The sequence below is a fragment of the Streptomyces sp. NPDC002181 genome, from assembly GCF_042890485.1.
Taxonomy (GTDB): domain Bacteria; phylum Actinomycetota; class Actinomycetes; order Streptomycetales; family Streptomycetaceae; genus Streptomyces.
The window spans coordinates 73,737-100,721 of record NZ_JBIASC010000001.1 but is presented as its reverse complement, the minus strand read 5'-3'; the positions used below and the strand labels follow the sequence as shown (position 1 = coordinate 100,721).

Annotated in this window: 26 protein-coding genes and 1 riboswitch; of the genes, 18 read left to right on the top strand and 8 right to left on the bottom strand. The window is 71.1% G+C overall.

Annotation, left to right across the window (positions count from 1 at the left end; translation table 11 throughout):
• Nucleotides 1–38 precede the first annotated feature (38 nt).
• The 6 genes from ACFYXV_RS00430 (at nucleotide 39) to ACFYXV_RS00405 (ending at nucleotide 5,389) form a co-directional block, all read left to right on the top strand.
• A complete protein-coding gene (locus ACFYXV_RS00430) occupies nucleotides 39–347 on the top strand; it encodes a DUF2469 domain-containing protein (protein ID WP_006139554.1) in 309 nt (102 codons plus the stop codon).
• Between the two features lie 163 nt (nucleotides 348–510).
• Nucleotides 511–882, top strand: coding sequence for a YraN family protein (locus ACFYXV_RS00425; protein WP_385468108.1), 372 nt, complete (start codon nucleotides 511–513; stop codon nucleotides 880–882).
• The gene (locus ACFYXV_RS00420) at nucleotides 882–2,522 is read left to right on the top strand and encodes a YifB family Mg chelatase-like AAA ATPase (RefSeq protein ID WP_389381695.1); all 1,641 of its coding nucleotides are present in this window, start codon (nucleotides 882–884) and stop codon (nucleotides 2,520–2,522) included. The genes ACFYXV_RS00425 and ACFYXV_RS00420 overlap by 1 nt, the downstream gene beginning before the upstream one ends.
• Nucleotides 2,519–3,733, top strand: coding sequence for a DNA-processing protein DprA (gene dprA / locus ACFYXV_RS00415; RefSeq protein ID WP_385468114.1), 1,215 nt, complete (start codon nucleotides 2,519–2,521; stop codon nucleotides 3,731–3,733). The genes ACFYXV_RS00420 and dprA overlap by 4 nt, the downstream gene beginning before the upstream one ends.
• Before the next feature lie 209 nt (nucleotides 3,734–3,942).
• Entirely contained in the window at nucleotides 3,943–4,779 is an 837-nt protein-coding gene (gene whiG, locus ACFYXV_RS00410) for an RNA polymerase sigma factor WhiG (protein WP_383343321.1), read from the top strand.
• 52 nt (nucleotides 4,780–4,831) lie between these two features.
• Nucleotides 4,832–5,389, top strand: a complete 558-nt coding sequence (locus ACFYXV_RS00405) for a TetR/AcrR family transcriptional regulator (protein ID WP_385468270.1) — start codon at nucleotides 4,832–4,834, stop codon at nucleotides 5,387–5,389.
• Nucleotides 5,390–5,522: 133 nt separating this feature from the next.
• Here ACFYXV_RS00405 and ACFYXV_RS00400 read toward each other — a convergent pair whose 3' ends face one another.
• On the bottom strand, nucleotides 5,523–5,987 hold the full coding sequence (locus ACFYXV_RS00400; protein ID WP_385468117.1) for a M23 family metallopeptidase: 465 nt from the start codon (nucleotides 5,985–5,987) through the stop codon (nucleotides 5,523–5,525).
• A gap of 250 nt (nucleotides 5,988–6,237) precedes the next feature.
• Here ACFYXV_RS00400 and rpsB point away from each other — a divergent pair, with 250 nt between their 5' ends.
• The 9 genes from rpsB to ACFYXV_RS00355 all read left to right on the top strand — a co-directional run bounded on the left by rpsB (nucleotide 6,238) and on the right by ACFYXV_RS00355 (nucleotide 16,106).
• Complete coding sequence (rpsB, locus tag ACFYXV_RS00395) at nucleotides 6,238–7,143, top strand: 30S ribosomal protein S2 (protein WP_389381694.1); 906 nt, start codon at nucleotides 6,238–6,240, stop codon at nucleotides 7,141–7,143.
• 135 nt (nucleotides 7,144–7,278) lie between these two features.
• Nucleotides 7,279–8,115: a translation elongation factor Ts gene (tsf, locus tag ACFYXV_RS00390; RefSeq protein ID WP_030162520.1), complete on the top strand. Its 837-nt coding sequence runs from the start codon at nucleotides 7,279–7,281 to the stop codon at nucleotides 8,113–8,115.
• A gap of 163 nt (nucleotides 8,116–8,278) precedes the next feature.
• The gene (gene pyrH / locus ACFYXV_RS00385; RefSeq protein ID WP_030162523.1) at nucleotides 8,279–9,058 is read left to right on the top strand and encodes a UMP kinase; all 780 of its coding nucleotides are present in this window, start codon (nucleotides 8,279–8,281) and stop codon (nucleotides 9,056–9,058) included.
• An 85-nt stretch (nucleotides 9,059–9,143) separates the two neighbouring features.
• Entirely contained in the window at nucleotides 9,144–9,701 is a 558-nt protein-coding gene (gene frr, locus ACFYXV_RS00380; RefSeq protein ID WP_030162526.1) for a ribosome recycling factor, read from the top strand.
• Nucleotides 9,701–10,774, top strand: a complete 1,074-nt coding sequence (locus ACFYXV_RS00375) for a phosphatidate cytidylyltransferase (RefSeq protein WP_385468124.1) — start codon at nucleotides 9,701–9,703, stop codon at nucleotides 10,772–10,774. Before frr ends, ACFYXV_RS00375 begins: the two co-directional genes overlap by 1 nt.
• Nucleotides 10,775–10,935: 161 nt before the next feature.
• Complete coding sequence (rlmN, locus tag ACFYXV_RS00370; protein WP_030859822.1) at nucleotides 10,936–12,048, top strand: 23S rRNA (adenine(2503)-C(2))-methyltransferase RlmN; 1,113 nt, start codon at nucleotides 10,936–10,938, stop codon at nucleotides 12,046–12,048.
• 74 nt (nucleotides 12,049–12,122) lie between these two features.
• Nucleotides 12,123–12,232: riboswitch (TPP riboswitch) on the top strand.
• Between the two features lie 84 nt (nucleotides 12,233–12,316).
• On the top strand, nucleotides 12,317–13,414 hold the full coding sequence (locus ACFYXV_RS00365; protein ID WP_385468127.1) for a thiamine ABC transporter substrate binding subunit: 1,098 nt from the start codon (nucleotides 12,317–12,319) through the stop codon (nucleotides 13,412–13,414).
• A 41-nt stretch (nucleotides 13,415–13,455) separates the two neighbouring features.
• The gene (locus ACFYXV_RS00360; protein WP_385468273.1) at nucleotides 13,456–15,072 is read left to right on the top strand and encodes an ABC transporter permease; all 1,617 of its coding nucleotides are present in this window, start codon (nucleotides 13,456–13,458) and stop codon (nucleotides 15,070–15,072) included.
• The gene (locus ACFYXV_RS00355) at nucleotides 15,072–16,106 is read left to right on the top strand and encodes an ABC transporter ATP-binding protein (protein WP_389381693.1); all 1,035 of its coding nucleotides are present in this window, start codon (nucleotides 15,072–15,074) and stop codon (nucleotides 16,104–16,106) included. Before ACFYXV_RS00360 ends, ACFYXV_RS00355 begins: the two co-directional genes overlap by 1 nt.
• A gap of 70 nt (nucleotides 16,107–16,176) precedes the next feature.
• Here the strand turns inward: ACFYXV_RS00355 and ACFYXV_RS00350 are convergent, their stop codons facing one another.
• The 6 genes from ACFYXV_RS00350 to ACFYXV_RS00325 all read right to left on the bottom strand — a co-directional run bounded on the left by ACFYXV_RS00350 (nucleotide 16,177) and on the right by ACFYXV_RS00325 (nucleotide 22,227).
• On the bottom strand, nucleotides 16,177–17,079 hold the full coding sequence (locus ACFYXV_RS00350) for a hypothetical protein (RefSeq protein ID WP_383343341.1): 903 nt from the start codon (nucleotides 17,077–17,079) through the stop codon (nucleotides 16,177–16,179).
• A 95-nt stretch (nucleotides 17,080–17,174) separates the two neighbouring features.
• On the bottom strand, nucleotides 17,175–18,293 hold the full coding sequence (locus ACFYXV_RS00345) for an LOG family protein (protein WP_389381692.1): 1,119 nt from the start codon (nucleotides 18,291–18,293) through the stop codon (nucleotides 17,175–17,177).
• Between the two features lie 26 nt (nucleotides 18,294–18,319).
• A complete protein-coding gene (locus ACFYXV_RS00340) occupies nucleotides 18,320–19,393 on the bottom strand; it encodes a hypothetical protein (protein ID WP_389381691.1) in 1,074 nt (357 codons plus the stop codon).
• A complete protein-coding gene (locus ACFYXV_RS00335; protein ID WP_389381690.1) occupies nucleotides 19,375–20,175 on the bottom strand; it encodes an ABC transporter ATP-binding protein in 801 nt (266 codons plus the stop codon). Before ACFYXV_RS00335 ends, ACFYXV_RS00340 begins: the two co-directional genes overlap by 19 nt.
• Before the next feature lie 183 nt (nucleotides 20,176–20,358).
• Nucleotides 20,359–21,720, bottom strand: coding sequence for an aspartate aminotransferase family protein (locus ACFYXV_RS00330; protein WP_030162551.1), 1,362 nt, complete (start codon nucleotides 21,718–21,720; stop codon nucleotides 20,359–20,361).
• Nucleotides 21,721–21,723: 3 nt separating this feature from the next.
• The gene (locus ACFYXV_RS00325; RefSeq protein ID WP_030298396.1) at nucleotides 21,724–22,227 is read right to left on the bottom strand and encodes an Lrp/AsnC family transcriptional regulator; all 504 of its coding nucleotides are present in this window, start codon (nucleotides 22,225–22,227) and stop codon (nucleotides 21,724–21,726) included.
• A gap of 169 nt (nucleotides 22,228–22,396) precedes the next feature.
• On the opposite strand from ACFYXV_RS00325, the gene ACFYXV_RS00320 reads away from it, so the two are divergent.
• The 3 genes from ACFYXV_RS00320 (at nucleotide 22,397) to ACFYXV_RS00310 (ending at nucleotide 25,736) form a co-directional block, all read left to right on the top strand.
• Nucleotides 22,397–23,836, top strand: coding sequence for a gamma-aminobutyraldehyde dehydrogenase (locus tag ACFYXV_RS00320; protein WP_389381689.1), 1,440 nt, complete (start codon nucleotides 22,397–22,399; stop codon nucleotides 23,834–23,836).
• Between the two features lie 115 nt (nucleotides 23,837–23,951).
• On the top strand, nucleotides 23,952–25,130 hold the full coding sequence (locus ACFYXV_RS00315) for a PotD/PotF family extracellular solute-binding protein (protein WP_385468149.1): 1,179 nt from the start codon (nucleotides 23,952–23,954) through the stop codon (nucleotides 25,128–25,130).
• A 105-nt stretch (nucleotides 25,131–25,235) separates the two neighbouring features.
• Nucleotides 25,236–25,736, top strand: a complete 501-nt coding sequence (locus ACFYXV_RS00310) for a hypothetical protein (protein WP_389381688.1) — start codon at nucleotides 25,236–25,238, stop codon at nucleotides 25,734–25,736.
• On the opposite strand, the gene ACFYXV_RS00305 is transcribed toward ACFYXV_RS00310, so the two are convergent.
• Nucleotides 25,703–26,908 (bottom strand): serine hydrolase domain-containing protein, encoded by a 1,206-nt coding sequence (locus ACFYXV_RS00305; protein ID WP_389381687.1) that lies wholly within the window; start codon nucleotides 26,906–26,908, stop codon nucleotides 25,703–25,705. The two genes, ACFYXV_RS00310 and ACFYXV_RS00305, sit on opposite strands and share 34 nt — an antisense overlap.
• Nucleotides 26,909–26,985: the final 77 nt, after the last annotated feature.

The following is a 26,985-nucleotide window of genomic DNA, read 5'->3' as shown; positions in this document are numbered from 1 at the left end:
GCACAATAGGGGGACGCACGGCTGAAGGGGAACATGCCATGAGCGCCGAGGACCTCGAGAAGTACGAGACCGAGATGGAGCTGAAGCTCTATCGCGAGTACCGCGACGTCGTCGGGCTGTTCAAGTACGTGATCGAGACGGAACGTCGTTTCTACCTCACGAACGACTACGAGATGCAGGTGCACTCGGTTCAGGGGGAGGTGTTCTTCGAGGTCACGATGGCCGACGCCTGGGTGTGGGACATGTACCGGCCGGCCCGGTTCGTGAAGCAGGTGCGCGTGCTGACCTTCAAGGACGTGAACATCGAGGAGCTCAACAAGAGCGATCTCGAACTGCCCGGCAGCTGACGCCCGGCCCCGAGCCGCCCGCGCCCCGCCCGCACGCCCACCGCCCCGGCCTCCCCGGCCTCACCCCCAAGGGTGAGCCGGTTGTCCACAACGCCCTCGCCGTCCACCAAGATCCACAGGGTGGGCGGGGCCACGGGATCGTCGGGGGCGGAGGTGGTGCCCGATGGACGCGAAGAGCGCGGCACGGCAGGCATTGGGGCGGTACGGCGAGGAACTGGCGGCACGACGGCTCACCGAATCCGGGATGACGGTCATCGCCCGCAACTGGCGGTGCCGCAGCGGAGAGATCGACATCGTCGCGCGGGACGGGGACGCCCTCGTCGTGTGCGAGGTCAAAACACGCCGCACGGGGGATTTCGAACACCCCATGGCCGCCGTCCGGCCCGGCAAGGCCGAGCGCCTGCGCCGGCTCGCCGGGCGCTGGCTCGCCGACCACGGCGGACCACCCCCCGGCGGAGTACGGATCGACCTCGTGGGAGTCCTGCTGCCACGGCGCGGCGCACCCGTCGTGGAGCACGCCCGGGGGGTGGCGTGATGGGGTTCGCACGAGCCTGCTCGGTCGCCCTGGTCGGCGTCGACGGCGTGGTGGTCGAGGTCCAGGCCGACCTGGAACCCGGGCTCGCCGCCTTCACCCTCGTGGGGCTGCCCGACAAGACCCTGACCGAAAGCCGCGACCGGGTGCGCGCCGCCATCGTGAACTCCGGCGCCACCTGGCCCCAGAAGAAACTCACGGTCGGGCTCAGCCCGGCCTCCGTACCGAAATCGGGCGCCGGATTCGACCTCGCCGTCGCATCGGCCGTGCTGGGCGCCGCCGAAGTGATCGACCCCGCCGCCATCGCCGACCTGGTACTCATCGGCGAACTGGGACTGGACGGCCGGGTACGACCGGTGCGCGGCATCCTGCCGGCCGTCCTCGCCGCGGCCGACGCCGGCTACCGGAACCTGGTGGTGCCACAGCAATGCGCCGCCGAGGCCATGCTCGTCCCCGATGTCAGCGTGCTCGGCGTCCGCAGCCTGCGCCAGCTCATCGCCGTCCTCACCGACGCGGAGCTCCCCGAGGAGGAACCACCGGATCGACTCGGGCGGCCCGATCCCATGCTGGCCGGACTGGTGGTCCCGGGCGCGGGCATCGGCACCGGAATCTCCCGCGGCGCCGGCCGCGCCGGGGACGGCGAGACCCCCGACTACCCCGACCTCTCCGACGTCGCCGGACAGCACGGCGCCCGCCGCGCCCTCGAAGTGGCGGCCTCGGGGGGCCACCACATCTTCCTCAGCGGCCCCCCGGGAGCCGGCAAGACCATGCTGGCCGAACGCATCCCCTGGATCCTCCCGCCGCTCCGCCGACAGGACTCCCTGGAGGTCACCGCCGTCCACTCCGTCGCCGGGCTCCTGCCGCCCGGCGAACCGCTCGTCGCCCGGCCCCCGTACTGCGCACCCCACCATTCGGCGACCATGCAGTCCCTGGTCGGCGGCGGAGCGGGCGTACCGCGCCCGGGAGCGGTCTCCCTCGCCCACCGCGGCGTGCTCTTCCTGGACGAGGCCGCCGAGTTCAGCACGAAGGCGCTGGACGCGCTGCGCCAGCCCCTCGAATCGGGGCACGTGGTCATCGCCCGGGCCGCCGGCGTGGTCCGGCTGCCGGCCAGGTTCCTGATGGTCCTCGCGGCGAACCCCTGCCCCTGCGGGCGGCACACCCTGCTCGGCACCGGCTGCGAATGCCCGGCCTCGGTGATCCGGCGCTACCAGGCCCGGCTGTCGGGGCCGCTGCTGGACCGGGTCGACCTGCGCGTGGAAGTCGAGCCCGTCACCCGCTCCGACCTCCTGGGGCACGGCGGCCGCGGGGAGAGCACCGCGGCCGTCGCCGACCGGGTGCGCGAAGCCAGGGACCGCACCGCGGCCCGGCTCGCCGACACCCCGTGGCAGCTCAACGCCGAAGTACCGGGACACGAGCTGCGCACCCGCTGGCAAGCCGCCCCCGGGGCACTGGCCCAAGCCGAGCGGGACCTGGAGCGCGGACTGCTCACCGCCCGCGGCCTCGACCGGGTGCTGCGCGTCGCCTGGACCGTGGCCGACCTGCGCGGCCGCGACCGCCCCGAGGCCCTGGACGTGGCCGTCGCCCTGGAACTGCGCACCGGCATCGCCCGCGGCGCCACCCTGGCCATGGGAGCCCAGCCATGACCGCCACCGGAACCGGACCGCAGAGCGCATCCCGGGCGCACACCGAGCCCGATCCGGAGTCGCTGGCGCGGGCCGCGCTGACGCGGGTGCTGGAGCCCGGCGACGAGACCGGAGGGCGATGGCTGCGCGAACACGGAGCCGTCGGGCTGATACGGCTGCTGACCGGCCCGGACGGCGAGACGGCGACCCTGACCGGGGTGCGCGAGGCGCGGCTCGCGGGCTATCGCAGACGGGCCGCGCTCGCCGACCCCCGCCGGGACCTGGCGGCCGCCGCCCGCACCGGAGGCCGGTTCATCCGCCCCGGCTCCCCGCAATGGCCGACCCAGCTGGACGACCTCGGCGACGCCCGGCCCATCGGACTCTGGCTGCGGGGCAGGCCGGACCTGCGGACCTGGGCACTGCGCTCCGTCGCCGTGGTCGGAGCGCGGGCCTGCACCCCGTACGGGGCACACATGGCCCAGACCCTGGCCGCCGGCCTCGCCGAACGGGGCTGGGTGGTGGTCTCGGGGGCGGCGTACGGAGTCGACGGCGCGGCCCACCGAGGAGCCCTCGCCTCCGGCGGCGCCACCGCCGCGGTGCTCGCCTGCGGCGCGGACGTCGCCTACCCGCGCGGCCACGCCGAGTTGCTCGGCCGGATCGCCGAGCAGGGGATCGTCCTGGGGGAGCTGCCACCGGGAAGCCACCCGACCCCGAGCCGGTTCGTCCTGCGCAACCGGGTCATCGCCGCCCTGACCCGGGGCACCGTGGTCGTCGAGGCGGCCCACCGCAGCGGCTCCCTGGTCACCGCCCGCCGGGCCCAGCGGCTCGGGCGGGCCACCATGGGCGTCCCCGGACCGGCCACCAGCGGGCTCTCGGGAGGGGTCCACGAACTGCTGCGCGGCGAAGCCGTGCTCGTCACGGACGCCGCGGAAGTCATCGAGCTCGTCGGAGACATGGGCGAACTGGCCCCGGAGCGGCGCGGCCCGGTGCTCGCCCGGGACCTGCTGGACCCGGACACCGCCCGCGTGCTCGAAGCCCTCCCGGCCGGCCGCCCCGCCCACGCGGACGAAGTGGCCCTCGCCGCGGGCACCGACACCGATGAAGTCATCGGCAGACTGTACGAACTTCACTCTCTGGGGTTCGTCGAACGGCAGGGCGAGGGCTGGCAGTTGACCACACAATCACCTGAAGGAGGCACACAAACCGGTGGCACCCGGCGAGGCGGTCATTGACCTGGGGTGTTCCGGTGAAAGAGTGAAGCCGATGAGAGACGCGGTCTCCCCGGTGGCAGCGGCCGGGACCGAGCGCCAGGCGCCGGTCCCGGGTCGCCCGCGCGAGTCAGGACGCCCCGGTGGCCGTGCGCGATCCCGTACTCTTCGCGCACCGCGACACTTCCGTCACGCTACGCTCCCACCCAATCCCGCTCCGGCAAAGGCGAAGCATGCCCCAGCACACCTCAGGGTCTGACCGCGCTGCGGTGCCCCCCGCTGCCCGCGGCAGCGGGCGGACCACCGCGCCCTCGTCCCTTGAGGTGCTGTGGCGCACGTACAAGGAGAGCGGTGACGAGCGGCTGCGGGAGCAGCTGATCCTGCACTACTCGCCCCTGGTGAAGTACGTGGCCGGCCGGGTCAGCGTGGGCCTGCCGCCCAATGTGGAACAGGCCGACTTCGTCTCCTCCGGCGTCTTCGGGCTGATCGACGCCATCGAGAAGTTCGACATCGACCGGTCCATCAAGTTCGAGACGTACGCGATCACCCGCATCCGGGGCGCGATGATCGACGAGCTGCGCGCACTGGACTGGATCCCGCGCTCGGTCCGGCAGAAGGCGAGGGCCGTGGAGCGCGCCTACGCCACCCTCGAAGCCCAGCTTCGCCGCACCCCGACCGAACACGAGGTGGCCGGGGAAATGGGCATCGCCGTGGAGGAACTCCACGCCGTGTTCAGCCAGTTGTCGCTGGCCAACGTCGTCGCCCTGGAGGAGCTGCTGCACGTCGGCGGCGAGGGCGGAGACCGCCTCTCACTGATGGACACCCTGGAGGACACCGCCGCCGACAACCCGGTCGCGGTGGCCGAGGACCGCGAGCTGCGCAGACTCCTGGCCAGGGCGATCAACACCCTGCCGGAGCGGGAGAAGACCGTCGTCACGCTCTACTACTACGAGGGCCTCACACTGGCCGAGATCGGCAACGTGCTCGGGGTCACCGAGAGCCGGGTCAGCCAGATCCACACCAAGTCGGTGCTCCAACTGCGCGCCAAGCTGGCGGATGTCGGACGATGAGCTTGCGCCACCTCCGTAGAGTGGAGGTGTGCCCAGGATTCGAGCGGCCTCCGTGGCCGAGCACCGGTCGATGCAGCGAGGCGCCCTGCTGGACGCCGCGCGCTCCCTGCTGTCCGAAGGCGGAACGGAAGCGCTGACCTTCCCCGCCCTGGCGGAGCGCACCGGCCTCGCCCGGTCCTCCGTGTACGAATACTTCCGCTCCCGCGCGGCAGTGGTCGAAGAGCTGTGCGCGGTGGACTTCCCCGTGTGGGCCGCCGAGATCGAGGCGGCGATGGAGCGGGCCGATGCGCCGGAGGCCAAGGTCGAGGCCTATGTGCGCAGCCAGCTGGGACTCGTCGGGGACCGGCGGCACCGGGCGGTGGTCGCGATCTCGGCCAGTGAGCTGGACGCGGGGGCGCGGGAGAAGATCCGCGCCGCGCACGGGGGGCTCGTGGCGATGATCGTGGAGGCGCTGGGCGCCCTCGGGCACGAGCAGCCCCGCCTCGCGGCGATGCTGCTCCAGGGAGTCGTCGACGCGGCGGTGCGGCGCATCGAGCTGGGCGCCGCCGAGGACCCCGGTGTGGTGACGGAGGCGGCCGTGACCATGGCACTCCGGGGCGTGCAGGGCTGAGGCCGGGAGGCTCATCCCCCCGCCCCCCCGGCCCCCCCCGCCCCCTCACCCCCTGCCCCCTGCCCCGCCCCTCGCCCTCCCGGAGCCCCGCCCTCGCGGCGTGCTCCCCCGGCCCCGGCCCGCGTCGCCCCCCTCAGTCGTCCTGGGGTGTGAGGGGCAGGAGTCTTGGTGTCGGGCGGGGGAGGACCGTCAGGGGGTTCAGGTACGTCGTGCCTGAGAGGAGCCCCCAGTGGAGGCAGGGGGTCGCGCAGTGCGTGCCCTCCGTGAGGACCGCCACCAGCTGGCCGGCCGTGACCTCCTCGCCCTCCGCGACCAGCGGCCGGACCGGTTCGTACGTGGTGCGCAGGCCGCCCGGGAGGGTCAGGGACAGGACCCCGCGGCCGGCCACCGGCCCCGCGTGGTGCACCCGGCCCGGGCCCACCGCCCGGAGCTCCGCGCCCACCGGGGCGGCCAGGTCCACCCCTCGGTGCCCCGCCGCGTACGGGGTCGGGGGAGGGTCCCACCAGCGCGTCACCACCAGGGGCGGCGGCAGTGGCCGGGCCCCCGGGGAGAACGCCTGGGCGAGGGTCAGGAGCAGGGTGAGCAGCAGTGTCGTCATGCCGTCCAGGTTGCCGCCGGGTCGCGCCGCGTGAGCGGGGCTGTGGACGACCGGCCGGGTGTGGACAACGGCGTCACCTGGCATACCGCCCGGTCCCGTACACTTCTTACGGCGATCCGGGTCACCGGGTCGACTTCGCACGCCCCAGCACCAGCCGCTCAGGCCGGGTGAAAGCGTCTCTCGGTCCCCTCGTCGGGGGCAGGACGCGGTGGGGCGTCAGGAACCAAACCGAGAAACCAAGGAGATGGCCATGGCCGTCGTAACGATGCGGGAGCTGCTGGAAAGCGGCGTCCACTTCGGTCACCAGACCCGTCGCTGGAACCCGAAGATGAAGCGCTTCATCTTCACCGAGCGCAACGGCATCTACATCATCGACCTGCTCCAGTCGCTGTCGTACATCGACCGCGCCTACGAGTTCGTCAAGGAGACCGTCGCCCACGGCGGCTCCATCATGTTCGTCGGTACCAAGAAGCAGGCCCAGGAGGCCATCGCCGAGCAGGCGACGCGCGTTGGTATGCCGTACGTCAACCAGCGCTGGCTGGGTGGCATGCTCACCAACTTCTCCACCGTCTACAAGCGCCTCCAGCGTCTGAAGGAGCTTGAGGCGATCGACTTCGAGGACGTCGCCGCCTCGGGTCTCACCAAGAAGGAGCTCCTGGTCCTCTCCCGCGAGAAGATCAAGCTGGAGAAGACCCTCGGTGGTATCCGCGAGATGTCGAAGGTTCCCAGCGCCGTCTGGATCGTCGACACCAAGAAGGAGCACATCGCCGTCGGTGAGGCGCGCAAGCTCCACATCCCGGTCGTCGCGATCCTCGACACCAACTGCGACCCCGACGAGGTCGACTACAAGATCCCGGGCAACGACGACGCGATCCGCTCCGTCACCCTGCTCACCCGCGTGATCGCCGACGCCGTCGCCGAGGGCCTCATCGCCCGCTCCGGCGCTGCGACCGGTGACTCGAAGCCGGGCGAGAAGGCCGCCGCCGAGCCGCTCGCCGAGTGGGAGCGCGACCTGCTTGAGGGCGAGAAGAAGGCCGACGAGACCGAGGCCGCTCCGGCTGCCGAGGCTGTCGCCGAGGCCCCGGCCGCCGAGGCCGAGGCTGCCGAGGCTGCCGAGGCTGTCGAGGCTCCGGCCGCCGACGCCGAGCAGGCCTGACCCTCTGAGAGCGCCCGGCGTTCATCCGCCGGGCACTCGCAGCACGGACGATGACGGCGGGGGAGCCGCGCCACGAGCGCGCCTCCTCCGCCGTTCACCCGTAGATCTACGACTTCGAGAGAGAATCACAGACTCATGGCGAACTACACCGCCGCTGACGTCAAGAAGCTCCGCGAGCTCACCGGCGCCGGCATGCTGGACTGCAAGAACGCGCTGGTCGACTCCGACGGTGACGTCGACAAGGCCGTCGAGGCGCTCCGTATCAAGGGCCAGAAGGGCGTCGCCAAGCGCGAGGGCCGTTCTGCCGAGAACGGTGCCGTCGTGTCCCTCATCGCCGACGACAACACCTCCGGTGTCATCGTCGAGCTGAAGTGCGAGACGGACTTCGTCGCGAAGGGCGAGAAGTTCCTCGCCGTCGCCAACGAGCTGGCCGCGCACGTCGCCGCCACCTCCCCGGCCGACATCGAGACGCTGCTCGCGTCCGAGATCGCCCCGGGCAAGACCGTCACGGCCTTCGTGGACGAGGCGAACGCCAACCTCGGCGAGAAGATCGTCCTGGACCGCTTCGCGCAGTTCACCGGCGGTTACGTCACCTCGTACATGCACCGCACCATGCCCGACCTGCCGTTCCAGATCGGTGTCCTGGTCGAGCTCGACAAGGAGAACGCCGAGGTCGCCCGCGGCGTCGCGCAGCACATCGCCGCGTTCGCGCCGAAGTGGCTGTCCGCCGAGGACGTCCCGGCCGAGGTCGTCGAGTCCGAGCGCCGCGTCGCCGAAGAGGTCACCCGCGCGGAGGGCAAGCCCGAGGCCGCCCTGCCGAAGATCGTCGAGGGTCGTGTCAACGGCTTCTTCCGCGACAACACGCTGCTCGGCCAGGCGTACGCCCTGGACGCCAAGAAGTCCGTCCAGAAGGTCCTGGACGAGGCCGGTGTCACCCTGGTGCGTTTCTCGCGCATCAAGGTCGGCATCTGAGTCCGTCCTTACAACGACGGACACCGGACCCCGGTAGGGTCTGAAGCAGTCGTCCGCGTGCGCGCGGAACGACCGCAGATCTGACGAGGAGGCCATTGCCGTAGAGGGAACCGCGAGGACCCACCGGCAATGGCCTTCTTCGTATGTGCACGAGGAGATCTCCATGAATCAGGGCGTGGACCCCCACACCGCTTCCGACGACAAGAGCGACCACGACAAGAAGGGCCGCCGCTTCATGCTGAAGCTGTCGGGCGAAGCCTTCTCCGGTGGTGGAGGACTGGGCGTCGACCCCGACGTCGTCCATGCCATCGCGCGCGAAATCGCCGCGGTGGTCCGTGACGGCGCGGAGATCGCCGTCGTGATCGGCGGCGGAAACTTCTTCCGCGGCGCCGAACTCCAGCAGCGCGGCATGGACCGTGCGCGGTCCGACTACATGGGCATGCTGGGCACCGTCATGAACTGCCTCGCCCTCCAGGACTTCCTGGAGAAGGAAGGCATCGACTCCCGCGTGCAGACCGCCATCACCATGGGCCAGGTCGCGGAGCCGTACATCCCGCTGCGCGCCGTACGGCACCTGGAGAAGGGCCGCGTCGTGATCTTCGGCGCCGGCATGGGCATGCCGTACTTCTCCACCGACACCACGGCCGCCCAGCGGGCCCTGGAGATCGACGCCGAGGCCCTGCTCATGGGCAAGAACGGCGTCGACGGGGTCTACGACTCCGACCCGAAGAAGAACCCCGACGCGGTGAAGTTCGACGCGCTGGAGTACAGCGAGGTGCTGTCCCGCGACCTCAAGGTCGCCGACGCCACCGCCATCACGCTGTGCCGCGACAACAAGCTGCCGATCCTGGTCTTCGAGCTGCTCGCCGAGGGCAATATCGCCCGCGCCGTCAAGGGTGAGAAGATCGGCACGCTCGTGAGCGACCAGGGCACCCGGGCCTGAGCGTCCCGACGCCGGGCCCGGCCCCGCTGGGCCGAGCCCGTCCCGCCCGCCTGAACCATCCATATCTGACATGCAGGAGCACGTGGTGATCGAAGAAATCCTCCTCGAGGCCGAGGAGAAGATGGAGAAGGCCGTCGTCGTCGCCAAGGAAGACTTCGCGGCGATCCGCACCGGTCGTGCGCACCCGGCGATGTTCAACAAGATCGTGGCGGACTACTACGGCGCCATCACGCCCATCAACCAGCTCGCGTCCTTCTCGGTGCCCGAGCCGCGCATGGCGATCGTGACCCCGTTCGACAAGAGCGCCCTGCGCAACATCGAGCAGGCCATCCGCGACTCCGACCTGGGTGTCAACCCCAGCAACGACGGCAACATCATCCGGGTGACCTTCCCCGAGCTGACGCAGGACCGCCGCAAGGAGTACATCAAGGTCGCGCGCACCAAGGCCGAGGACTCCAAGGTCTCGATCCGCGCCGTCCGCCGCAAGGCGAAGGACTCCCTCGACAAGCTCGTCAAGGACAAGGAGTCCGGCGAGGACGAGGTGCGCCGCGCGGAGAAGGAGCTCGACGACACCACCGCGAAGTACGTCGCGCAGGTCGACGAGCTGCTCAAGCACAAGGAAGCCGAGCTCCTCGAGGTCTGATGAACGACTCTCCCTGGGCCACGGAGCCGGTTCCGGCGGGTCCCGCATACGATGCGCTGGTGGGCCCGCACACTCGGCCCATGCCCATCGTGCCCGATGCCGCCGGCCGTGACTTCGACGACCGGGAAGCACGCGATCGGGGGGCCGCCGCCGAAGGCGGCCCCCCCTTCCGCGCCGAGACGCCGCCGCAGGAGCCCATGCCCAGCCCCCCGCCCCCGCCCTCGCAGGCACCGCAGGACGCCACGCCCCCGCCGAAGAAGCGGGCGGGGCGAGACCTGCGTGCTGCCATAGGGGTCGGTGTCGGCCTCGGTGCGGTGATCTTCGCTTCGCTGTTCATCGTCAAGGCGGTCTTCGTCGGCGTCATCGTCGTCGCGGTCGTCGTGGGCCTGTGGGAGCTCACCTCCCGGCTCCAGGAGAAGAAGGGCATCAAGGCCCCGCTCGTCCCGCTCGCGGTCGGCGGCGCCGCGATGGTCATCGCCGGGTACGTCCGGGGTGCCGAGGGCGCCTGGGTGGCCATGGCCCTGACGGCACTGGCGGTCCTGGTCTGGCGGATGACGGAGCCGCCCGAGGACTACCTCAAGGACGTCACCGCAGGCGTCTTCGCGGCCTTCTACGTGCCCTTCCTGGCCACCTTCGTCGCGATGCTGCTCACCGCCGAAGACGGCCCGGAGCGCGTGGTCACCTTCCTGCTGCTGACCGTGGTCAGCGACACCGGGGCGTACGCGGTGGGCTGGCGCTTCGGCAAGACGAAGCTGGCGCCGCGCATCAGCCCCGGCAAGACCCGCGAGGGGCTGTTCGGCGCGGTGGCCTTCGCGATGGCGGCCGGCGCGCTGTGCATGGAGTTCCTGATCGACGGGGGCGCCTGGTGGCAGGGCCTGCTGCTCGGTCTCGCGGTCGCGGTCAGCGCCACGCTGGGCGACCTCGGCGAGTCGATGATCAAGCGGGACCTGGGCATCAAGGACATGGGCACGCTGCTCCCGGGCCACGGCGGCATCATGGACCGCCTCGACTCCCTGCTGCCGACCGCCCCGGTGGTGTGGCTGCTGCTCGCCGCTTTCGTCGGCACCGGCTGAAACCGGGCCCCCGCAGCTTCCGGCCGGCGGGCGGTTCACCAGGGCAACCCCGCTGAGCTGGGACGACGTACGTCTGAAGGCTTTGGGTGGGTCCGGGCGGTTACTCTTGAAGGGCGCGCTGCTTCTGCGGCGCGCCTTTCGTCTTACGAGGAGTACCAGCCATGGCCCGCCCTGTCCCGGGAGAGCTCACCTTCGTCGCCCCTCGCGGGGCCAAGAAGCCGCCCCGGCATCTCGCCGACCTCACCCCCGAGGAGCGTCGCGAGGCGGTCGCCGCGATCGGCGAGAAGCCCTTCCGGGCCAAGCAGCTCTCGCAGCACTACTTCGCCCGGTACGCGCACGACCCGGCCGAGTGGACCGACATCCCGGCGGGCTCGCGCGAGAAGCTCCGCGACGAGCTGCTGCCGGACCTGATGAGCGTCATCCGCCACATCTCGTGCGACGACGACACCACGCGCAAGACCCTGTGGAAGCTGCACGACGGAACGCTCGTCGAGTCCGTGCTCATGCGCTACCCCGACCGGGTCACCATGTGCATCTCCTCGCAGGCCGGCTGCGGCATGAACTGCCCGTTCTGCGCAACCGGCCAGGCGGGCCTGGACCGCAACCTGTCCACCGCCGAGATCGTCCACCAGATCGTCGACGGCATGCGCGCGCTGCGCGACGGCGAGGTCCCCGGCGGCCCGGCCCGGCTGTCCAACATCGTCTTCATGGGCATGGGCGAGCCGCTGGCCAACTACAAGCGGGTCGTCGGCGCCATCCGCCGCCTCACCGACCCCGAGCCCGACGGCCTGGGCCTGTCGCAGCGCGGCATCACGGTCTCCACCGTCGGCCTGGTCCCGGCGATGCTGCGCTTCGCCGACGAGGGCTTCAAGTGCCGCCTCGCGGTCTCCCTGCACGCCCCGGACGACGAGCTGCGCGACACCCTCGTCCCCGTGAACACCCGCTGGAAGGTCCGCGAGGTCCTCGACGCGGCCTGGGAGTACGCCGAGAAGTCCGGCCGCCGGATCTCCATCGAGTACGCCCTGATCCGCGACATCAACGACCAGGCCTGGCGCGGCGACCTCCTCGGCCGTCTGCTCAAGGGCAAGCGCGTCCACGTCAACCTGATCCCGCTGAACCCGACGCCGGGCTCGAAGTGGACCGCCTCGCGCCCGGAGGACGAGAAGGCCTTCGTCGAGGCCATCGCCCGCCACGGGGTGCCGGTGACCGTACGGGACACCCGCGGCCAGGAGATCGACGGCGCGTGCGGCCAGCTGGCCGCCTCGGAGCGCTAGCCTGCGGTTTTCGCGGGCCTGCGGGCCCGCGGGGCCGATTCGGCCTCGGGGTACCCTGTGGCCGAACCAATTGCATATTCCGACAGGGGAGCGCCACAGCGCTGAGAGTGCGGTAACCGTCATCCGCAGACCCTCTGAACCTCGCCCCGGTCATTCGGGGTAGGAAGTTCGGTCATCACTCAAGCTGTTGCGCCCTGCCCGGCGACCGCTCGCACTGAGCGCCGGGCAGGGCCGCGTCTTCTCCTGGTCATCCCAGGAGGAATCACCAGTGAGCACCACCAAGAAGTTCGCGGGCGCTGCGCTCGCGGCCGCGCTCGGCGTCGCCACGCTCAGCGCCTGCGGCGGCGCCAAGGACGAGTCCGCGTCCGGCGCCAGTGACGCGCCGAAGTCCAAGACCGTCACGCTCGTCTCGCACGACTCCTTCAACGTGACCGACACGGTTCTCAAGGAGTTCGAGCAGCAGAGCGGCTACACCGTCAAGGTCCTGAAGTCCGGGGACGCGGGCGCCGCCCTCAACCAGGAGATCCTCACCAAGGGCTCGCCGCGCGGCGACGTGTTCTTCGGCGTGGACAACACCCTGCTCTCCCGCGCCCTCGACAACGGCATCTTCACGCCGTACGAGGTCAAGGGCCTGGCCGACGTGAAGCCCGAGTACGTGCTCGACAAGGAGCACCGGGTCACGCCCGTCGACTCCGGCGACATCTGCGTCAACTACGACAAGGCCTACTTCGCCGAGAAGAAGATCGCCCCGCCGCAGACGCTGGACGACCTGGTCAAGCCGGAGTACAAGAACCTGCTGGTCACCGAGAACGCGGCGACCTCCTCGCCGGGCCTCGGCTTCCTGCTCGCCTCCGTCGGCAAGTACGGCGAGGAGGGCTGGAAGGACTACTGGAGCAAGCTCAAGGCCAACGGCGTCGAGGTCGTCGACGGCTGGGAGCAGGCCTACAACGAGCGCTTCTCCGGCTCCGCGGGCGGCAAGAAGGCCAAGGGCGACCGGCCGCTGGTCGTCTCGTACGCCTCCAGCCCGCCGGTCGAGGTCCTGTACGGGGAGCCGCAGCCGGCCGAGGCCCCCACGGGCGTGGCCACCGGCACCTGCTTCCGCCAGGTCGAGTTCGCGGGCCTGCTCAAGGGCGCGAAGAACGAGGAGGGCGGCAAGGCGCTCCTCGACTTCCTGGTGGGCAAGAAGTTCCAGGAGGACATGCCGCTCCAGATGTTCGTGAACCCGGTGGTCAAGGACGCCAAGCTGCCGGAGTTGTTCACGAAGCACGGCGTGGTCGTCGAGAAGCCCGAGAACGTCGCTCCCGAGACCATCGCCAAGAACCGTGAGCAGTGGGTCAAGACATGGTCCTCGCTCGTCGTGAAGTAGGACGCGAGAGCGCACGCGGTACGGCCGTCCGGCTCGCGCTGATGGCCGTACCGCTCGCCTTCTTCGGGCTGTTCTTCGCGTATCCCGTGGCCGCGATCGTCGGGCGCGGGATCAAGACCGACGAGGGCTGGCAGTTCGGCCGGATCGGCGAGGTGCTGGCCCGGCCGGACATCGCCGACGTGCTCTGGTTCACCACCTGGCAGGCGCTCGCGTCCACGGCGCTCACGCTCCTGATCGCACTCCCCGGCGCGTACGTGTTCGCGCGCTTCGAGTTCCCCGGCAAGCAGCTGCTACGGGCGGTGGTCACCGTTCCGTTCGTGCTGCCGACGGTGGTCGTCGGCACCGCCTTCCTGGCGCTGGTCGGGCGGGGCGGGCTGCTGGACGAGCTGTGGGGCGTCCGGCTCGACACCACCGTGTGGGCGATCCTGCTCGCGCACGTCTTCTTCAACTACGCCGTCGTCGTACGGACGGTCGGCGGGCTCTGGGCGCAGCTGGACCCGCGCCAGGAGGAGGCCGCCCGGGTGCTCGGCGCCGGGCGGTTCGCCGCCTGGCGGCGGGTGACGCTGCCCGCGCTCGGGCCCGCGGTGGCCGCCGCCTCGCTGATGGTGTTCCTGTTCACCTTCACCTCCTTCGGCGTCGTGCAGATCCTCGGCGGGCCCTCGTACGCCACCTTGGAGGTGGAGGTCTACCGGCAGACCGCGCAGCTGCTGGACCTGCCTACGGCCGCCGTCCTCACGATGGTCCAGTTCGTGGCGGTCGGCCTGATCCTCGGGATCCACGCCTGGACGGTGCGCCGGCGGGAGACGGCCCTGCGGCTCGTCGATCCGGCGCGGACCGCGCACCGGGTCGCCGGGCCGGGGCAGCGCGCCCTGCTGGGCGGGGTGCTGCTGACGGTGGCACTGCTGATCGTGGCCCCGCTGGCGGTGCTGGTGGAGCGCTCCCTCGACGTGCCCGGCGGGTACGGGTTCGGCTTCTACCGGGCGCTCCAGGACGTGGGCGCGGGTGGCGGAACGTTCCTGGTGCCCCCGCTGGAGGCGATCTGGAACTCCCTCCAGTACGCGCTCGCCGCCACCGCCATCGCCCTGGGTGTCGGGGGGCTCGCGGCGGCGGCACTGACCCGGCGTGCGGGCCGGTTCGTGCGCGGGTTCGACGCGCTGCTGATGCTTCCGCTGGGGGTGTCGGCGGTGACGGTCGGCTTCGGGTTCCTGATCACCCTGGACGAGCCCCCGCTGGACCTGCGGACCTCGTGGATCCTGGTGCCGCTCGCGCAGGCGCTGGTGGGCGTGCCCTTCGTCGTACGGACCATGCTGCCGGTACTGCGGGCCGTGGACGGGCGGCTGCGCGAGGCCGCCGCCGTGCTCGGGGCCTCCCCGCTGCGGGCCTGGCGGGAGGTGGACCTGCCGCTGGTGCGGCGGGCGCTGCTGATCGCGGCCGGATTCGCCTTCGCCGTATCGCTGGGGGAGTTCGGGGCGACCGTCTTCATCGCGCGGCCCGACCGTCCGACGCTGCCGGTGGCCGTGGCGCGGCTGCTGGGGCGGGCCGGTGAGCTGAACTACGGGCAGGCGATGGCCCTGAGCACGATTTTGATGCTGGTGTGCGCGGTGTCCCTGCTGGTGCTGGAGCGGCTGCGCCCCGACAAGACCTCGGGAGAGTTCTGATGACGTTGCTCGAACTGGCCGGGGTGTCGGTGCGCTTCGGCGAGCGTGCCGTCGTCGACGCGGTCGACCTGGAGGTCGCCGAGCACGAGATCGTGTGCGTGCTCGGGCCCAGCGGCAGCGGCAAGTCCACGCTGCTGCGGGTGGTGGCCGGGCTGCAGCCGGTCTCGGCGGGGCGGGTGCTGCTGGGCGGGGCGGACCAGGCGCGGGTGCCGGTGCACCGGCGCGGGGTCGGCCTGATGTTCCAGGACCACCAGCTGTTCCCGCACCGGGACGTGGGCGGCAACGTCGGGTTCGGGCTGCGCATGCGGGGCTCGGCCCGGGGGTCCGGACGTACGTCGTACGAGTCCCGGGTCGCGGAGTTGCTGGAGCTGGTCGGACTCCCCGGGGCCCAGGGCCGCTCGGTGGCTTCGCTGTCGGGCGGTGAGCAGCAGCGGGTCGCCCTGGCGCGGGCGCTGGCGCCGTCGCCGAGGCTGCTGATGCTGGACGAGCCGCTGGGGCAGCTGGACCGCGGGCTTCGGGAGCGGCTGGTGGTGGAGCTGCGGGAGCTGTTCTCCCGGCTGGGGACCACGGTGCTGGCCGTCACCCACGACCAGGGGGAGGCCTTCGCGCTGGCCGACCGGGTGGTGGTGATGCGGGAGGGGCGGATCGCGCAGGCCGGGACCCCGCTGGAGGTGTGGCAGCGGCCGGCCTCGGAGTTCGTGGCGCGCTTCCTCGGCTTCGAGAACGTCATCCCGGCGGTGGTGGCGGGCGGGGCCGCGGTGACGGCGTGGGGGAAGGTGCGGGTGCCGGCGGGATCGCCGCAGGGGGAGCAGAACCTTCTGATCCGTCCGGCCGGGGTGGTGCAGGCGGCCGCGGGGCTGCGGTGCGAGGTGCTGTCGCGGACGTTTCGCGGGACGCACGTCGCGCTGCGTTTGCGGCCGGAGGCGGGGCCGGAGCTGGAGGCGGAGTGCGGGCTGGCCGGGGCTCCGGGGGTGGGGGAGCGGGTCGCGGTGGCCTTCTCGCCGGCCGAGGTGGTCGTGCTCCCGGCGGCGTAGCCGCTGCGCCGGGCCCCGGACCCGGCCCCGGCCCCGCCGCCGGGCAGGTCCGGGGCGGGACCCGGCTACCTCAGACGCCGGCGGGGGCGGGTTCCTTCGCAGGGGTCTCGGCGCCCTCGTGGTTGCCGTACCAGGCGACGGCCACGGCGCCCGCGACGGCCAGGACGAAGCCGAGGACCGCCAGCCAGGCCAGGCCCGGGCGGGAGGCGTCGCCCAGCCACAGGACGCCGATCGCACCCGGCAGGACGGTCTCGCCGACCACCAGCGCGGCCGTCGCGCCGTTCACCGAGCCGATCTGGAGGGCGACCGTGTGCAGGTACATGCCGCCGACGCCGGCCAGCACGATCGCGTAGAGGGCCGGGTCGGCGAGCAGCGTGCCCAGGTCGAACGGGTCGATGCCGTCGAGGATCCGGACGCCGACGCCCAGCGCGCCGAAGGCCAGGCCCGACAGCAGGCCCGCCAGGATCGCCGCCCGGGAGCCGAGGAGGCGCACGGCCACCGTGCCGCCCGCGATGATCAGCAGGGTCACCGCGAACAGCCACCAGTGCGTGGACATCGGGGCGTGGTGGCCGCCCTCGTGGCCCGCCGCCGTCGCCAGCAGCACCAGCGCCGCGCAGACGACGCCGATCGAGGTCCATTCCTTACGGGTCAGCCGGATGCCCAGCATCTTCACGCTGAGCACGGCCGTGATCACCAGGTTGGCGCTGATCACGGTCTGCGAGAGGAACAGCGGCAGCAGCCGGGCGGCCAGCGCGCCCAGCCCGAAGCCCACGAAGTCCAGGATGGTGCCGACGATGAACTCCCACGTCATCGCCGCCTTCGCGGTGGACGAGAGGTTCGGGCCGCCGTGCGCGGTCACCCCCGCGGCGGCCGGGGACATCCGCGCCGCCCTGCGGGAGCCCACGGCTTGAAGGACGGACCCCGTGCCGTAGCAGATGGACGCCGCGATCGCGGTCAGCAGGCCTATGAGCACCGAGGGCTCCGTTCACGTCTGGCAGGTTTTGCGAGTTGATTACCTATGGCAGACGTGTGATCGGGCCGGGAAGTTGCCTCGGGCCGGCCGATAGTTCAGTTCGTCCCGTCGGCCGCCGTCATCGCCGCGAGTGCCGCGGGGACCTCGTCCACCGAGTCGACCAGCGCGATACGCGACTCCATCGCGCGGCCGCGCGCCAGCGCCCGCAGCAGCGGCCACGCCGGAAGGTGCTCGGTCCAGTGCGTACGGTCGACCAGCACCATCGGGGTCGGCTCGCCCCGCGACCCGTAGTAGTTCGGTGTCGCGTTGTCGAATATCTCCTGGAGGGTGCCGGCGGCACCCGGCAGGAAGACCACGCCCGCGTTCGACCGGGCCAGCAATCCGTCCTCGCGGGTGGCGTTCGCGAAGTACTTGGCGATGTGGCCGGCGAAGGCGTTCGGCGGCTCGTGCCCGTAGAACCAGGTGGGGATGCCCACCGAGTCGCCGCCGCCGGGCCAGCGCTCGCGCACGGCGAACGCCGCCCGCGCCCAGTCGGAGACCGAGGGGACGAAGGAAGGGGCCTTGGCCAGGATCTCCAGGGCCTCCGCCAGGGCCTCGTCCGGGGCCGCCGCCAGGTAGGCGCCGAGGTTCGCCGCCTCCATCGCACCCGGGCCGCCGCCGGTGGCCACCGTCAGCCCGGACCGGGCCAGCTTCCGGCCGAGCTCGGCCGCGCCCTGGTAGTCGAGGCCGCCGCGGGACATCGCGTGGCCGCCCATGACGCCCACCACCCGGGCGCCGGCGAGGTGTTCGTCGAGGGCGTCGGAGATCGCGTCGTCGTGGATGGACCGCAGCATCGAGGAGAAGACGTCGCCGTCCGCCTTGGTCTCCTGGAACCAGGCGTACGACTGGGCGTCCGGAGTGGTCTCGTAGCCCGCGGGCAGCCCCGTGAACAGCTCGTCGGCGCTGTACAGGAGGCCGCGGTAGGGGTTGAACGGGAGGTCCGGGACGGGCGGGAAGACGAGCGCGCCGTCGGCGCGCACCTTCGCCGAGGCGTCGGGCTCCATCGCGCAGCCGAGGAAGACGGCCGCGGAGGTGTCGCAGGACAGCAGGGCGAACGTGCGCTCCAGCAGGTTGACCGACTGGACCCGGTAGCCGCTGAGCGAGCCGCGGGCCGCGACCCGGTCGAATTCGGCGAGCGTCTCGATCTCGATGTCTGCGTTGTCTGCGTTGACCATTCGGCCCACCCTATGGGCTGCCCTCGTCAGCGGGTCAATGCCAGAGACGTCAGCTGTGCCACACCCCACACGACCGGTCCGCACACGGCCACCAGGGCGGTCGCGCGCAGGGTCGCGGCCGTGCGCAGGACTCCGCCGGGGGTGCCCATGTCGCGCAGTGCGGTCCGGGTGGCCGAGCGGTCCTGGCGGACCTCGACGGCCCGGGTGATCAGGGTCGCCGCCGCGCACAGCACGACCAGGGCGCAGGCCGGTCCGGTCAGCGGGCCCGGCGGGACGCCGAGGCCGCCGCGGGCGCGCAGGGCCGCGGCGGTGAGGGCGCCCGCGGCGATCGCGCACAGGACTCCGAGGGGTCGGCCCAGCCGGGGCGCCTCTTCCTGGAGGGTCCGCCCGGCCAGCAGTCGCATGGCGCCCGGGCGGACCGCCTGGACCAGCGCTCCGCAGGCGTAGGCGAGTCCGGGGCCCGCGAGGGAGAGGCCGACGGCGGTGAGGGCCCAGCCGGCCGGCGTCCCGGCGCGGCCCGGGCCCGCGTACGCCAGGGCCGCCAGTCCGCAGGCGGTGAGGGCGATGCCCCAGGGCAGGGCGGTCTGCGGGGCCAGCGGCGGGTGCGGGCGCAGGGCGAGCGCGGTGGCGGCGGAGGCGCTCAGCGGGATCAGGGCCAGCAGGGTGAGGGCGGCCGCCACGGGCAGCGGCCGGTCGGCGTGCAGCAGTCCGGCCGCGGCCCCGTCGAAGGGCAGGCCGGTGAGCTCGCCCCGCAGGTGCAGGAAGGCTGCCAGGGCCAGGGCGCTGCCCAGGGTGCACGCGATGGCGGTGGAGACCGTCGCGACGAGGGTGAGCCGTACGGGTCCCAGCCCGACGGCGTCCAGCCCCTCGCGGGGCCGGGTCGCGGGGTCGGTCCGCGCGACGGCGACGGCGAACTGCACGGTGACGGCGAGCGGGACCATGGCCCACAGCAGACGGGGGAACGATCCGGCAGGCCGGGCGGTGGCTTCCGCGAGCACGTACAGCAGGAGGAAGCCGGTGCCGGCGCAGGCGGCGGCGACCAGCAGCCGGCGCAGCTGGACGAGCGGGCGGGACCCGCGGGCTAGGCGGAGAGCGAGCACGCGGCCTGGCCCTCCGGGGTCTCGTCGGAAGGACCGCCCACGCCGCCGGCACCGCCCGCGTCGCCCACGCCGCCGATGGCGTGGGTGGCGTGGGTGGCGTGGCGGCCGTCGAGCAGTTCGACGCTGCGGTCGGCGACGGCCGCGCTCTCCTCGTCGTGGGTGGCCAGCAGCACGGTGATCCCGTGCGAGCGGGCCGCGGTGGTGAGCGTACGGAGCAGCAGGGAGCGCTCGGCCCGGTGCAGCGGGGCGGTCGGCTCGTCGGCGAAGACCACCGACGGCTCCTTGACCAGGGCCCGGGCGAGGGCGACCCGCTGGGATTCGGCACGGGTCAGCGCGCCGGGGCGCTTGCGGGCGAAGGCGCCGATGTCGAGCCGGTCCAGCCATTCGCAGGCGGCGGCCTTGGCGGTGCGGTGGGAGGCGCCGGAGACCAGCAGCGGCAGCGCCGCGTTCTCCCACACCTTGAGCTCGGGCAGCAGCAGGGGATCGGGGCCGATCCAGCCGAACCGGTCGCGGCGCAGCCGTTCGCGGGCCACGGCGCCCATGGTGTGGACGGGCACGCTGTTGAACCAGATCTCGCCCTGCTCGGGCACCAGATGCCCGGACAGGCAGCGCAGCAGGGTGGTCTTCCCACTGCCTCGCGGGCCGGTCAGGGCCAGGATCTCGCCCTGGCGGACGCCCACCGAGACCCCGATCAGGCCGGGGGAACCGCTGTGGGAGTAGTGAACGGACCGTGCCCAGAGGACGTCATTGTCCGGTGGGGCGTTGTCCGGTGGAGCCACCATGGCGTACACCTCCGTCCGGGGGAACGAAGCGGAACCGGCTTAAGTCACTGGCGCCGCAATGAGATGTAAAGAGATGAACGTCTTGGATGGTGACAGCACACGGCCCGGACCCCCGCGTTCTCACTCGAACGGGGGATCCGGGCCGTGTGGTTCGGACTGTTCACTGCTCGTCGGCAGCGCTTTTTACAGCTTGGTCCACGCCTCGGTGAGCACCGAGCGCAGGATGCCCTCGATCTCGTCGAAGGTGCCCTGGTCCGCGATGAGCGGCGGGGCCAGCTGGATGACCGGGTCGCCGCGGTCGTCGGCCCGGCAGTACAGGCCGTTCTCGAAGAGCGCCTTGGAGAGGAAGCCGTAGAGCACGCGCTCCGTCTCCTCGTCCGTGAAGGACTCCTTGGTGACCTTGTCCTTGACGAGCTCGATGCCGTAGAAGAAGCCGTTGCCGCGGACGTCGCCGACGATGGGCAGGTCGTGCAGCTTCTTCAGCGTCGAGAAGAAGGCGTCCTCGTTGTCCAGCACGTGCTGGTTGAGGCCTTCCTTGTCGAAGATGTCGAGGTTGGCGAGCGCCACCGCGGAGGACACCGGGTGTCCGCCGAAGGTGTAGCCGTGCAGGAAGGTGTTGTCGCCCTTGTAGAACGGTTCGGCGATGCGGTCCGAGACGATGCAGGCACCGATCGGGGAGTAGCCCGAGGTCATGCCCTTGGCGCAGGTGATCATGTCGGGCACGTAGCCGAACTTGTCACAGGCGAACATCGTGCCGAGGCGGCCGAAGGCGCAGATCGTCTCGTCGGAGACGAGGAGCACGTCGTACTCGTCGCAGATCTCGCGGACGCGCTGGAAGTACCCGGGCGGCGGCGGGAAGCAGCCGCCGGCGTTCTGCACCGGCTCCAGGAAGACGGCGGCGACGGTGTCGGCGCCCTCGAACAGGATCTCCTGCTCGATCTGGTCGGCGCACCAGCGGCCGAAGGCCTCGGGGTCGTCGCCGTAGATCGGGGCGCGGTAGATGTTGGTGTTCGGCACCTTGTGCGCGCCGGGGACCAGCGGCTCGAAGGGGGCCTTCAGGGCCGGCAGACCGGTGATGGACAGGGCGCCCTGCGGGGTGCCGTGGTAGGCGACCGCACGCGAGATGACCTTGTACTTGGTGTGCTTGCCCTGCAGCTTGAAGTACTGCTTGGCCAGCTTCCAGGCGGTCTCGACGGCCTCGCCGCCGCCGGTGGTGAAGAAGACCTTGTTCAGGTCGCCCGGGGCGTAGTCGGCGAGGCGCTCGGCGAGCTCCACGGCCTTGGGGTGCGCGTACGACCAGATGGGGAAGAACGCGAGTTCCTGCGCCTGCTTGTAGGCGACCTCGGCCAGTTCCTTGCGGCCGTGACCGGCGTTGACCACGAACAGTCCGGCGAGACCGTCCAGGTAGCGCTTGCCCTTGTCGTCGAAGATGTAGGTGCCCTCACCCCGCACGATGGTGGGGACGGGGGAGTTCTCGTACGACGACATGCGGGTGAAGTGCATCCACAGGTGGTCGTACGCGGTCTTGGAGAGGTCCTGGCTCACGGGCTATCGAGTTCCCCACATGTAGGTCTGCTTCTTCAGCTTCAGATAAACGAAGCTTTCGGTTGATCGCACGCCGGGGAGCGCGCGGATCTTCTTGTTGATCGTCTCCAGCAGGTGGTCGTCGTCCTCGCAGACGATCTCCACCATCAGGTCGAACGAGCCCGCGGTCATGACCACGTACTCGCACTCGGCCATCTGGGTCAGTGCGTCGGCCACCGGGTCGAGGTCTCCCTCGACGTTGATGCCGACCATGGCCTGGCGTCGCAGGCCCACGGTGAGCGGGTCGGTGACGGCGACGATCTGCATGACGCCCTGGTCGAGCAGCTTCTGCACGCGCTGGCGCACGGCCGCCTCCGACAGGCCGACGGCCTTGCCGATCGCTGCGTAGGGACGGCGCCCGTCCTCCTGCAGTTGCTCGATGATCGCCAGGGACACAGCATCGACCGAAGGGGACGGTTGTCTGTTCCTGGAATCTGCGCTTCGACTGACCACGACCTCACTGTGCACGAGGAGTCGTCTGTTCCGCAAGACGGAATCGATGAAATCCGTTGTTTGGCATCCCGGATCTCACTGATTTCGTAGTTGGTGGCATCCGGCCCTGCCGAAAGCGTCCGCCTAGGGGCTAGGATTGGGATTCGTCTCAATCGTTGGACATGTGATCAGGAGTGTGGCTGGAGTGACCACCGAACTGCGTCGTCTGCGCAACTACATCGGCGGAGAGTTCAAGGACGCCGCCGACGGGCGGACCACCGAGGTGGTCAACCCCGCCACCGGCGAGGTGTACGCCACCGCCCCGCTCTCCGGCCAGGCCGATGTCGACGCCGCCATGGCCGCCGCCGCGGCCGCCTTCCCGGGCTGGCGCGACACGACCCCGTCGGAGCGCCAGAAGGCCCTGCTCAAGATCGCGGACGCCTTCGAGGCGCGCGCGGACGAGCTCGTGGCCACCGAGTCGGAGAACACCGGCAAGCCGCTGGGCCTCACGGCCAGCGAGGAGCTGCCGCCGATGGTGGACCAGATCCGCTTCTTCGCGGGTGCGGCCCGCCTCCTGGAGGGCCGCTCGGCCGGCGAGTACATGGACGGGATGACCTCGATCATCCGCCGCGAGCCGGTCGGCGTGTGCGCCCAGGTCGCGCCGTGGAACTACCCGATGATGATGGCCGTGTGGAAGTTCGCCCCGGCCATCGCCGCGGGCAACACCGTGGTGCTCAAGCCCTCGGACACCACCCCGGCCTCCACCGTCCTGATGGCGGAGATCATCGACTCGATCCTGCCCAAGGGCGTCTTCAACGTCGTGTGCGGCGACCGTGAGACCGGCAAGGCCATGGTCGAGCACTCCACCCCGGCGATGGCCTCCATCACCGGCTCGGTGCGCGCCGGCATGCAGGTCGCCGAGAGCGCCTCGAAGGACGTCAAGCGCGTCCACCTGGAGCTCGGCGGCAAGGCCCCGGTCGTCGTCTTCGAGGACGCCGACCTCGCCAAGGCCGTGGAGGACATCGCGGTCGCCGGCTACTTCAACGCCGGCCAGGACTGCACCGCCGCGACCCGCGTGCTGGTGCACGAGTCCATCCACGACGAGTTCGTGACCGCCCTCGCCAAGGCCGCCGCCGACACCAAGACCGGCGCCCCGGACGACGAGGACGTGCTCTACGGCCCGCTGAACAACCCGAACCAGCTGAAGCAGGTCGCGGGCTTCATCGAGCGCCTCCCGGCGCACGCCAAGGTCGAGGCCGGCGGCCACCGGGTCGGCGACAAGGGCTACTTCTACGCCCCGACCGTGGTCTCGGGCCTCAAGCAGGACGACGAGATCATCCAGAACGAGGTCTTCGGCCCCGTCATCACCGTCCAGTCCTTCACGGACGAGGCCCAGGCCCTGGAGTACGCGAACGGCGTCGAGTTCGCCCTCGCCTCCTCCGTGTGGACCAAGGACCACGGCCGCGCGATGCGGATGTCCAAGAACCTCGACTTCGGCTGCGTGTGGATCAACACCCACATCCCGCTCGTCGCCGAGATGCCCCACGGCGGCTTCAAGAAGTCCGGCTACGGCAAGGACCTCTCCGCCTACGGCTTCGAGGACTACACCCGCATCAAGCACGTGATGACCTCGCTCGACGGCTGACGGTCTCCACGGGGGTCTCCGCAGGGATCGCATCGATCACCGGAGGGGCTTGAGAGGGCGGGCAGTAGACAACATGTCTATTGCCCGCCCTCCTGTGTTCCCCGAGGCTTTGCCCATGCCTGAACTCGCCTTCTCCCGCCGCGCGGCGCTGCGCGGCATCGGTGCCGCCGGCCTGTTCGCGGCCCTGACCGGCTGCGGTGTGCCCGCCGCGTTCGTCCCCGAGGACCGGCGGGAGGGCCCGGACCGCTCCGAGCGGGACAAGCGGGTCGCCTTCTCGAACTGGCCGCTCTACATCGACACCGACGAAGAGGACGAGGAGCGCCGGCCCACGCTGGACGCCTTCTCGGAGAAGACCGGCATCGAGGTCCGGTACTCCGAGGAGATCAACGACAACGACGAGTTCTTCGGCAAGGTCAGCCCGGCCCTGATGAACCACCAGGAGACCGGCCACGACCTGGTGGTCGTCAGCGACTGGATGGCCGCCCGCTTCGTCCACCTGGGCTGGGCCCAGAAGATGGACCGCTCGGCGCAGCCCAACGTGGCCGCCCACCTCGACCCGCAGCTGCGGTCCCCCGCCTTCGACGAGGGCCGCCTGCACACCGTCCCGTGGCAGTCGGGCATCACCGGCATCGCCTACAACCGCAAGGCGCTGGGCCGGGAGATCAAGTCGGTGGGCGACCTGTGGCAGCCGGACCTGGCCGGCAAGGTCACCCTCTTCTCCGGCCTGGACGAGTCCTTCGCCCTGCTGATGCAGGGCGACGGCGTGGACGTCACCCGGTGGACCGAGTCCGACTTCCACCGGATGTGCGACCAGGTGGAGAGCATGGTGAAGAAGAAGCACATCCGCCGCTTCACCGGCAACGACTACACCTCCGACCTGAGCAAGGGCGACGTCCTGGCCTGCCAGGCGTACTCCGGTGACGCCATCCAGCTCCAGGCCGACAACCCGGACATCGAGTTCGTCGTCCCGGAGGAGGGTGCCGAGCTCTGGGCGGAGAGCCTGCTCGTCCCCAACCTGGCCCGGCACAAGGCTAACGCCGAGGCCCTGGTCGACTACTACTACGCGCCGGAGGTGGCCGCCGAGCTCGCCGCCTCCGTCAACTACGTCTGCCCCGTCCCGGCCGCCCGCGAGGTCCTGGCCGCCTCCGAGGACAAGGAGACCGCCGAACTCGCGGAGAACCCGCTGATCTTCCCCGACGCGGAGATGCGCAAGCGGCTCGTGGTGGCCCGGGACATCTCCTCGGCCGAGCGCCGCTCCCTCGCCCAGCGCTGGAACGCCATCGTCGGCCTCTGAGCACCGGCCGGGGCCGGAACGATCACGATCGCGACCCCGTCACGGAACTGAACATGTTCAGCAATTTGGCTGAACGCGTTCAGAAACGGGCGTAGGCTTCCTTCCATGAGCGAGAGAAGCGCCCTTCAGCGGCGTATCCGTGCCTGGCTGGTCCTGTTCATCGTCTGCCTCGTGCTCAGCGGCCTCACCGCCTTCCCCCTCGTCAGCGAACTCCACTGGGCCAACTCCCTGGTGTCCCACGCGTGGCTGCGGCGGGTGGGGGACGGACTGGACCAAGCCGACCGGGACCACCCCTTCCTCCTCTACGGCACCGACTGGCTCGCCTTCGCCCACCTGGTGATCGCGGTCTTCTTCTACGGGGTCCACCGCGACCCCGTCCGCAACGTCTGGATCGTCGAAGCCGGCATGATCGCCTGCGCCGGTGTGATCCCCCTGGCCCTGATCTGCGGACCCGTCCGGGGCATCCCCTTCGGGTGGAGCCTCATCGACATCTCGTTCGGCGTCTTCGGGGTCGTACCCCTGCTGGTGCTCCGCCGCATGATCAAGCGCCTGGAGGCCATGCCGGGCGAGGGCTACCGGGCGAAGGCCGCCATCACGATCCCGTAGGCCACCTTGTTCATGTCCTGCCCCTTCGCATCGGTGGAGTTGACGGAGTAGACGAGGGTGCGCGAGAGATCGCGCGCCCCGCCGATCACCGTGCTGTAGCCGTACCGGGAGCCCGTCTTGCCGTAGACCACCGTGCCGTCGGGCAGGACGAACCGCTTCATCCCCGCGGTCTGCACCGCGTCCTCCCCGGAGTCGAAGTCCTTGACCGCGGGAACCGTGAACATCTCCTCCAGCTGTGCCTTCGGCACCACCCGGCCTGCGAACAGGGCCTGGGTGAACCTCTCCAGGTCCTCCGTGGTGGATATCAGGTCCCCGGCGGCCCAGTTGGACGAGGAGTTCCAGTCGGTCACGTCCACCAGGGTGCTCCCACCGCCGGGCTCCTCCACGGCCTGGTAGCCGTGGTGGTGCGGGCCCGGTATCCGGTTCTCCCCGCGCGCCGGAACCGAGGTGTGGCGCAGGCCGAGCGGCTTCAGGATCCGCTCGGACAGGGCCTGTTCGTACGTCGTCCCCGTCAGCTTCTCGATCAGCACGGCCAGGACCGTGTAGTCGATGTTGAGGTAGTGCTGCTTCTCGCCCGGCTTGAACTCGGGTCCCTTCGCCACCGCCTCGGCGATCAGCGCGTGCGGATCGACCACGTCGAACCGGTGCGCGTACTGCGCCTCGAAGGAATCCCCCGGCCCCTCGGCCGGCTGTATGCCGCTCGTGTAGTTCAGCAACTGCCGCACGCTGATGGGCTCGAAGCCCTTCGGTCCCGACGGCAGCAGCCCGGGCAGGTACTGCTGCACGGGCCTGTCCAGATCCACCCTGCCCTCGGCGGCAAGCCGGAGCACCAGCGCCGCCGTGAACGTCTTCGTCACCGAACCGGCCCGGAACCGGGCGTCGTCGAATGCCTTGCGTCCGGTGCGGACATCGGCCACACCGGCACGGCCCACCCATTGGCCGCTCGTACCGCCCACCCGGACCAGCGCGGCCGTCGCGTCCCCGTTGCCCGGGCCGATGCCGGCGATCGCCTTGCGCAGCGCCGTCGCATCGGGCGCGGTCGTGTACACGGGCGGGTCCACATCGCGGGCCGACATCGGCACGGCGGCCGGAGCGGCATGGGCCACGGCCGGTCCGGCCGCGATGCCCAGGACCAGGGCGGTGGCGATCAGTGCGCGCGTACGTACCTTCATGACGGAATCCCCCCGGTTGTCATCCGGGCCCCAGCGGCCCCGATGACTCAATGCTGCAGGTCACAGGGGTCCTCGCG

Excerpts from the sequence above, each read along its gene's own strand:
- ACFYXV_RS00430 (WP_006139554.1), top strand. The coding sequence starts at position 39 with ATGAGCGCCGAGGACCTCGAGAAGTACGAGACCGAGATGGAGCTGAAG.
- ACFYXV_RS00425 (WP_385468108.1), top strand. The coding sequence starts at position 511 with ATGGACGCGAAGAGCGCGGCACGGCAGGCATTGGGGCGGTACGGCGAG.
- ACFYXV_RS00420 (WP_389381695.1), top strand. The coding sequence starts at position 882 with ATGGGGTTCGCACGAGCCTGCTCGGTCGCCCTGGTCGGCGTCGACGGC.
- dprA (WP_385468114.1), top strand. The coding sequence starts at position 2,519 with ATGACCGCCACCGGAACCGGACCGCAGAGCGCATCCCGGGCGCACACC.
- whiG (WP_383343321.1), top strand. The coding sequence starts at position 3,943 with ATGCCCCAGCACACCTCAGGGTCTGACCGCGCTGCGGTGCCCCCCGCT.
- ACFYXV_RS00400 (WP_385468117.1), bottom strand. The coding sequence starts at position 5,987 with ATGACGACACTGCTGCTCACCCTGCTCCTGACCCTCGCCCAGGCGTTC.
- rpsB (WP_389381694.1), top strand. The coding sequence starts at position 6,238 with ATGGCCGTCGTAACGATGCGGGAGCTGCTGGAAAGCGGCGTCCACTTC.
- tsf (WP_030162520.1), top strand. The coding sequence starts at position 7,279 with ATGGCGAACTACACCGCCGCTGACGTCAAGAAGCTCCGCGAGCTCACC.
- pyrH (WP_030162523.1), top strand. The coding sequence starts at position 8,279 with ATGAATCAGGGCGTGGACCCCCACACCGCTTCCGACGACAAGAGCGAC.
- ACFYXV_RS00375 (WP_385468124.1), top strand. The coding sequence starts at position 9,701 with ATGAACGACTCTCCCTGGGCCACGGAGCCGGTTCCGGCGGGTCCCGCA.
- rlmN (WP_030859822.1), top strand. The coding sequence starts at position 10,936 with ATGGCCCGCCCTGTCCCGGGAGAGCTCACCTTCGTCGCCCCTCGCGGG.
- ACFYXV_RS00360 (WP_385468273.1), top strand. The coding sequence starts at position 13,456 with ATGGCCGTACCGCTCGCCTTCTTCGGGCTGTTCTTCGCGTATCCCGTG.
- ACFYXV_RS00355 (WP_389381693.1), top strand. The coding sequence starts at position 15,072 with ATGACGTTGCTCGAACTGGCCGGGGTGTCGGTGCGCTTCGGCGAGCGT.
- ACFYXV_RS00345 (WP_389381692.1), bottom strand. The coding sequence starts at position 18,293 with ATGGTCAACGCAGACAACGCAGACATCGAGATCGAGACGCTCGCCGAA.
- ACFYXV_RS00335 (WP_389381690.1), bottom strand. The coding sequence starts at position 20,175 with ATGGTGGCTCCACCGGACAACGCCCCACCGGACAATGACGTCCTCTGG.
- ACFYXV_RS00315 (WP_385468149.1), top strand. The coding sequence starts at position 23,952 with ATGCCTGAACTCGCCTTCTCCCGCCGCGCGGCGCTGCGCGGCATCGGT.
- ACFYXV_RS00310 (WP_389381688.1), top strand. The coding sequence starts at position 25,236 with ATGAGCGAGAGAAGCGCCCTTCAGCGGCGTATCCGTGCCTGGCTGGTC.
- ACFYXV_RS00305 (WP_389381687.1), bottom strand. The coding sequence starts at position 26,908 with ATGAAGGTACGTACGCGCGCACTGATCGCCACCGCCCTGGTCCTGGGC.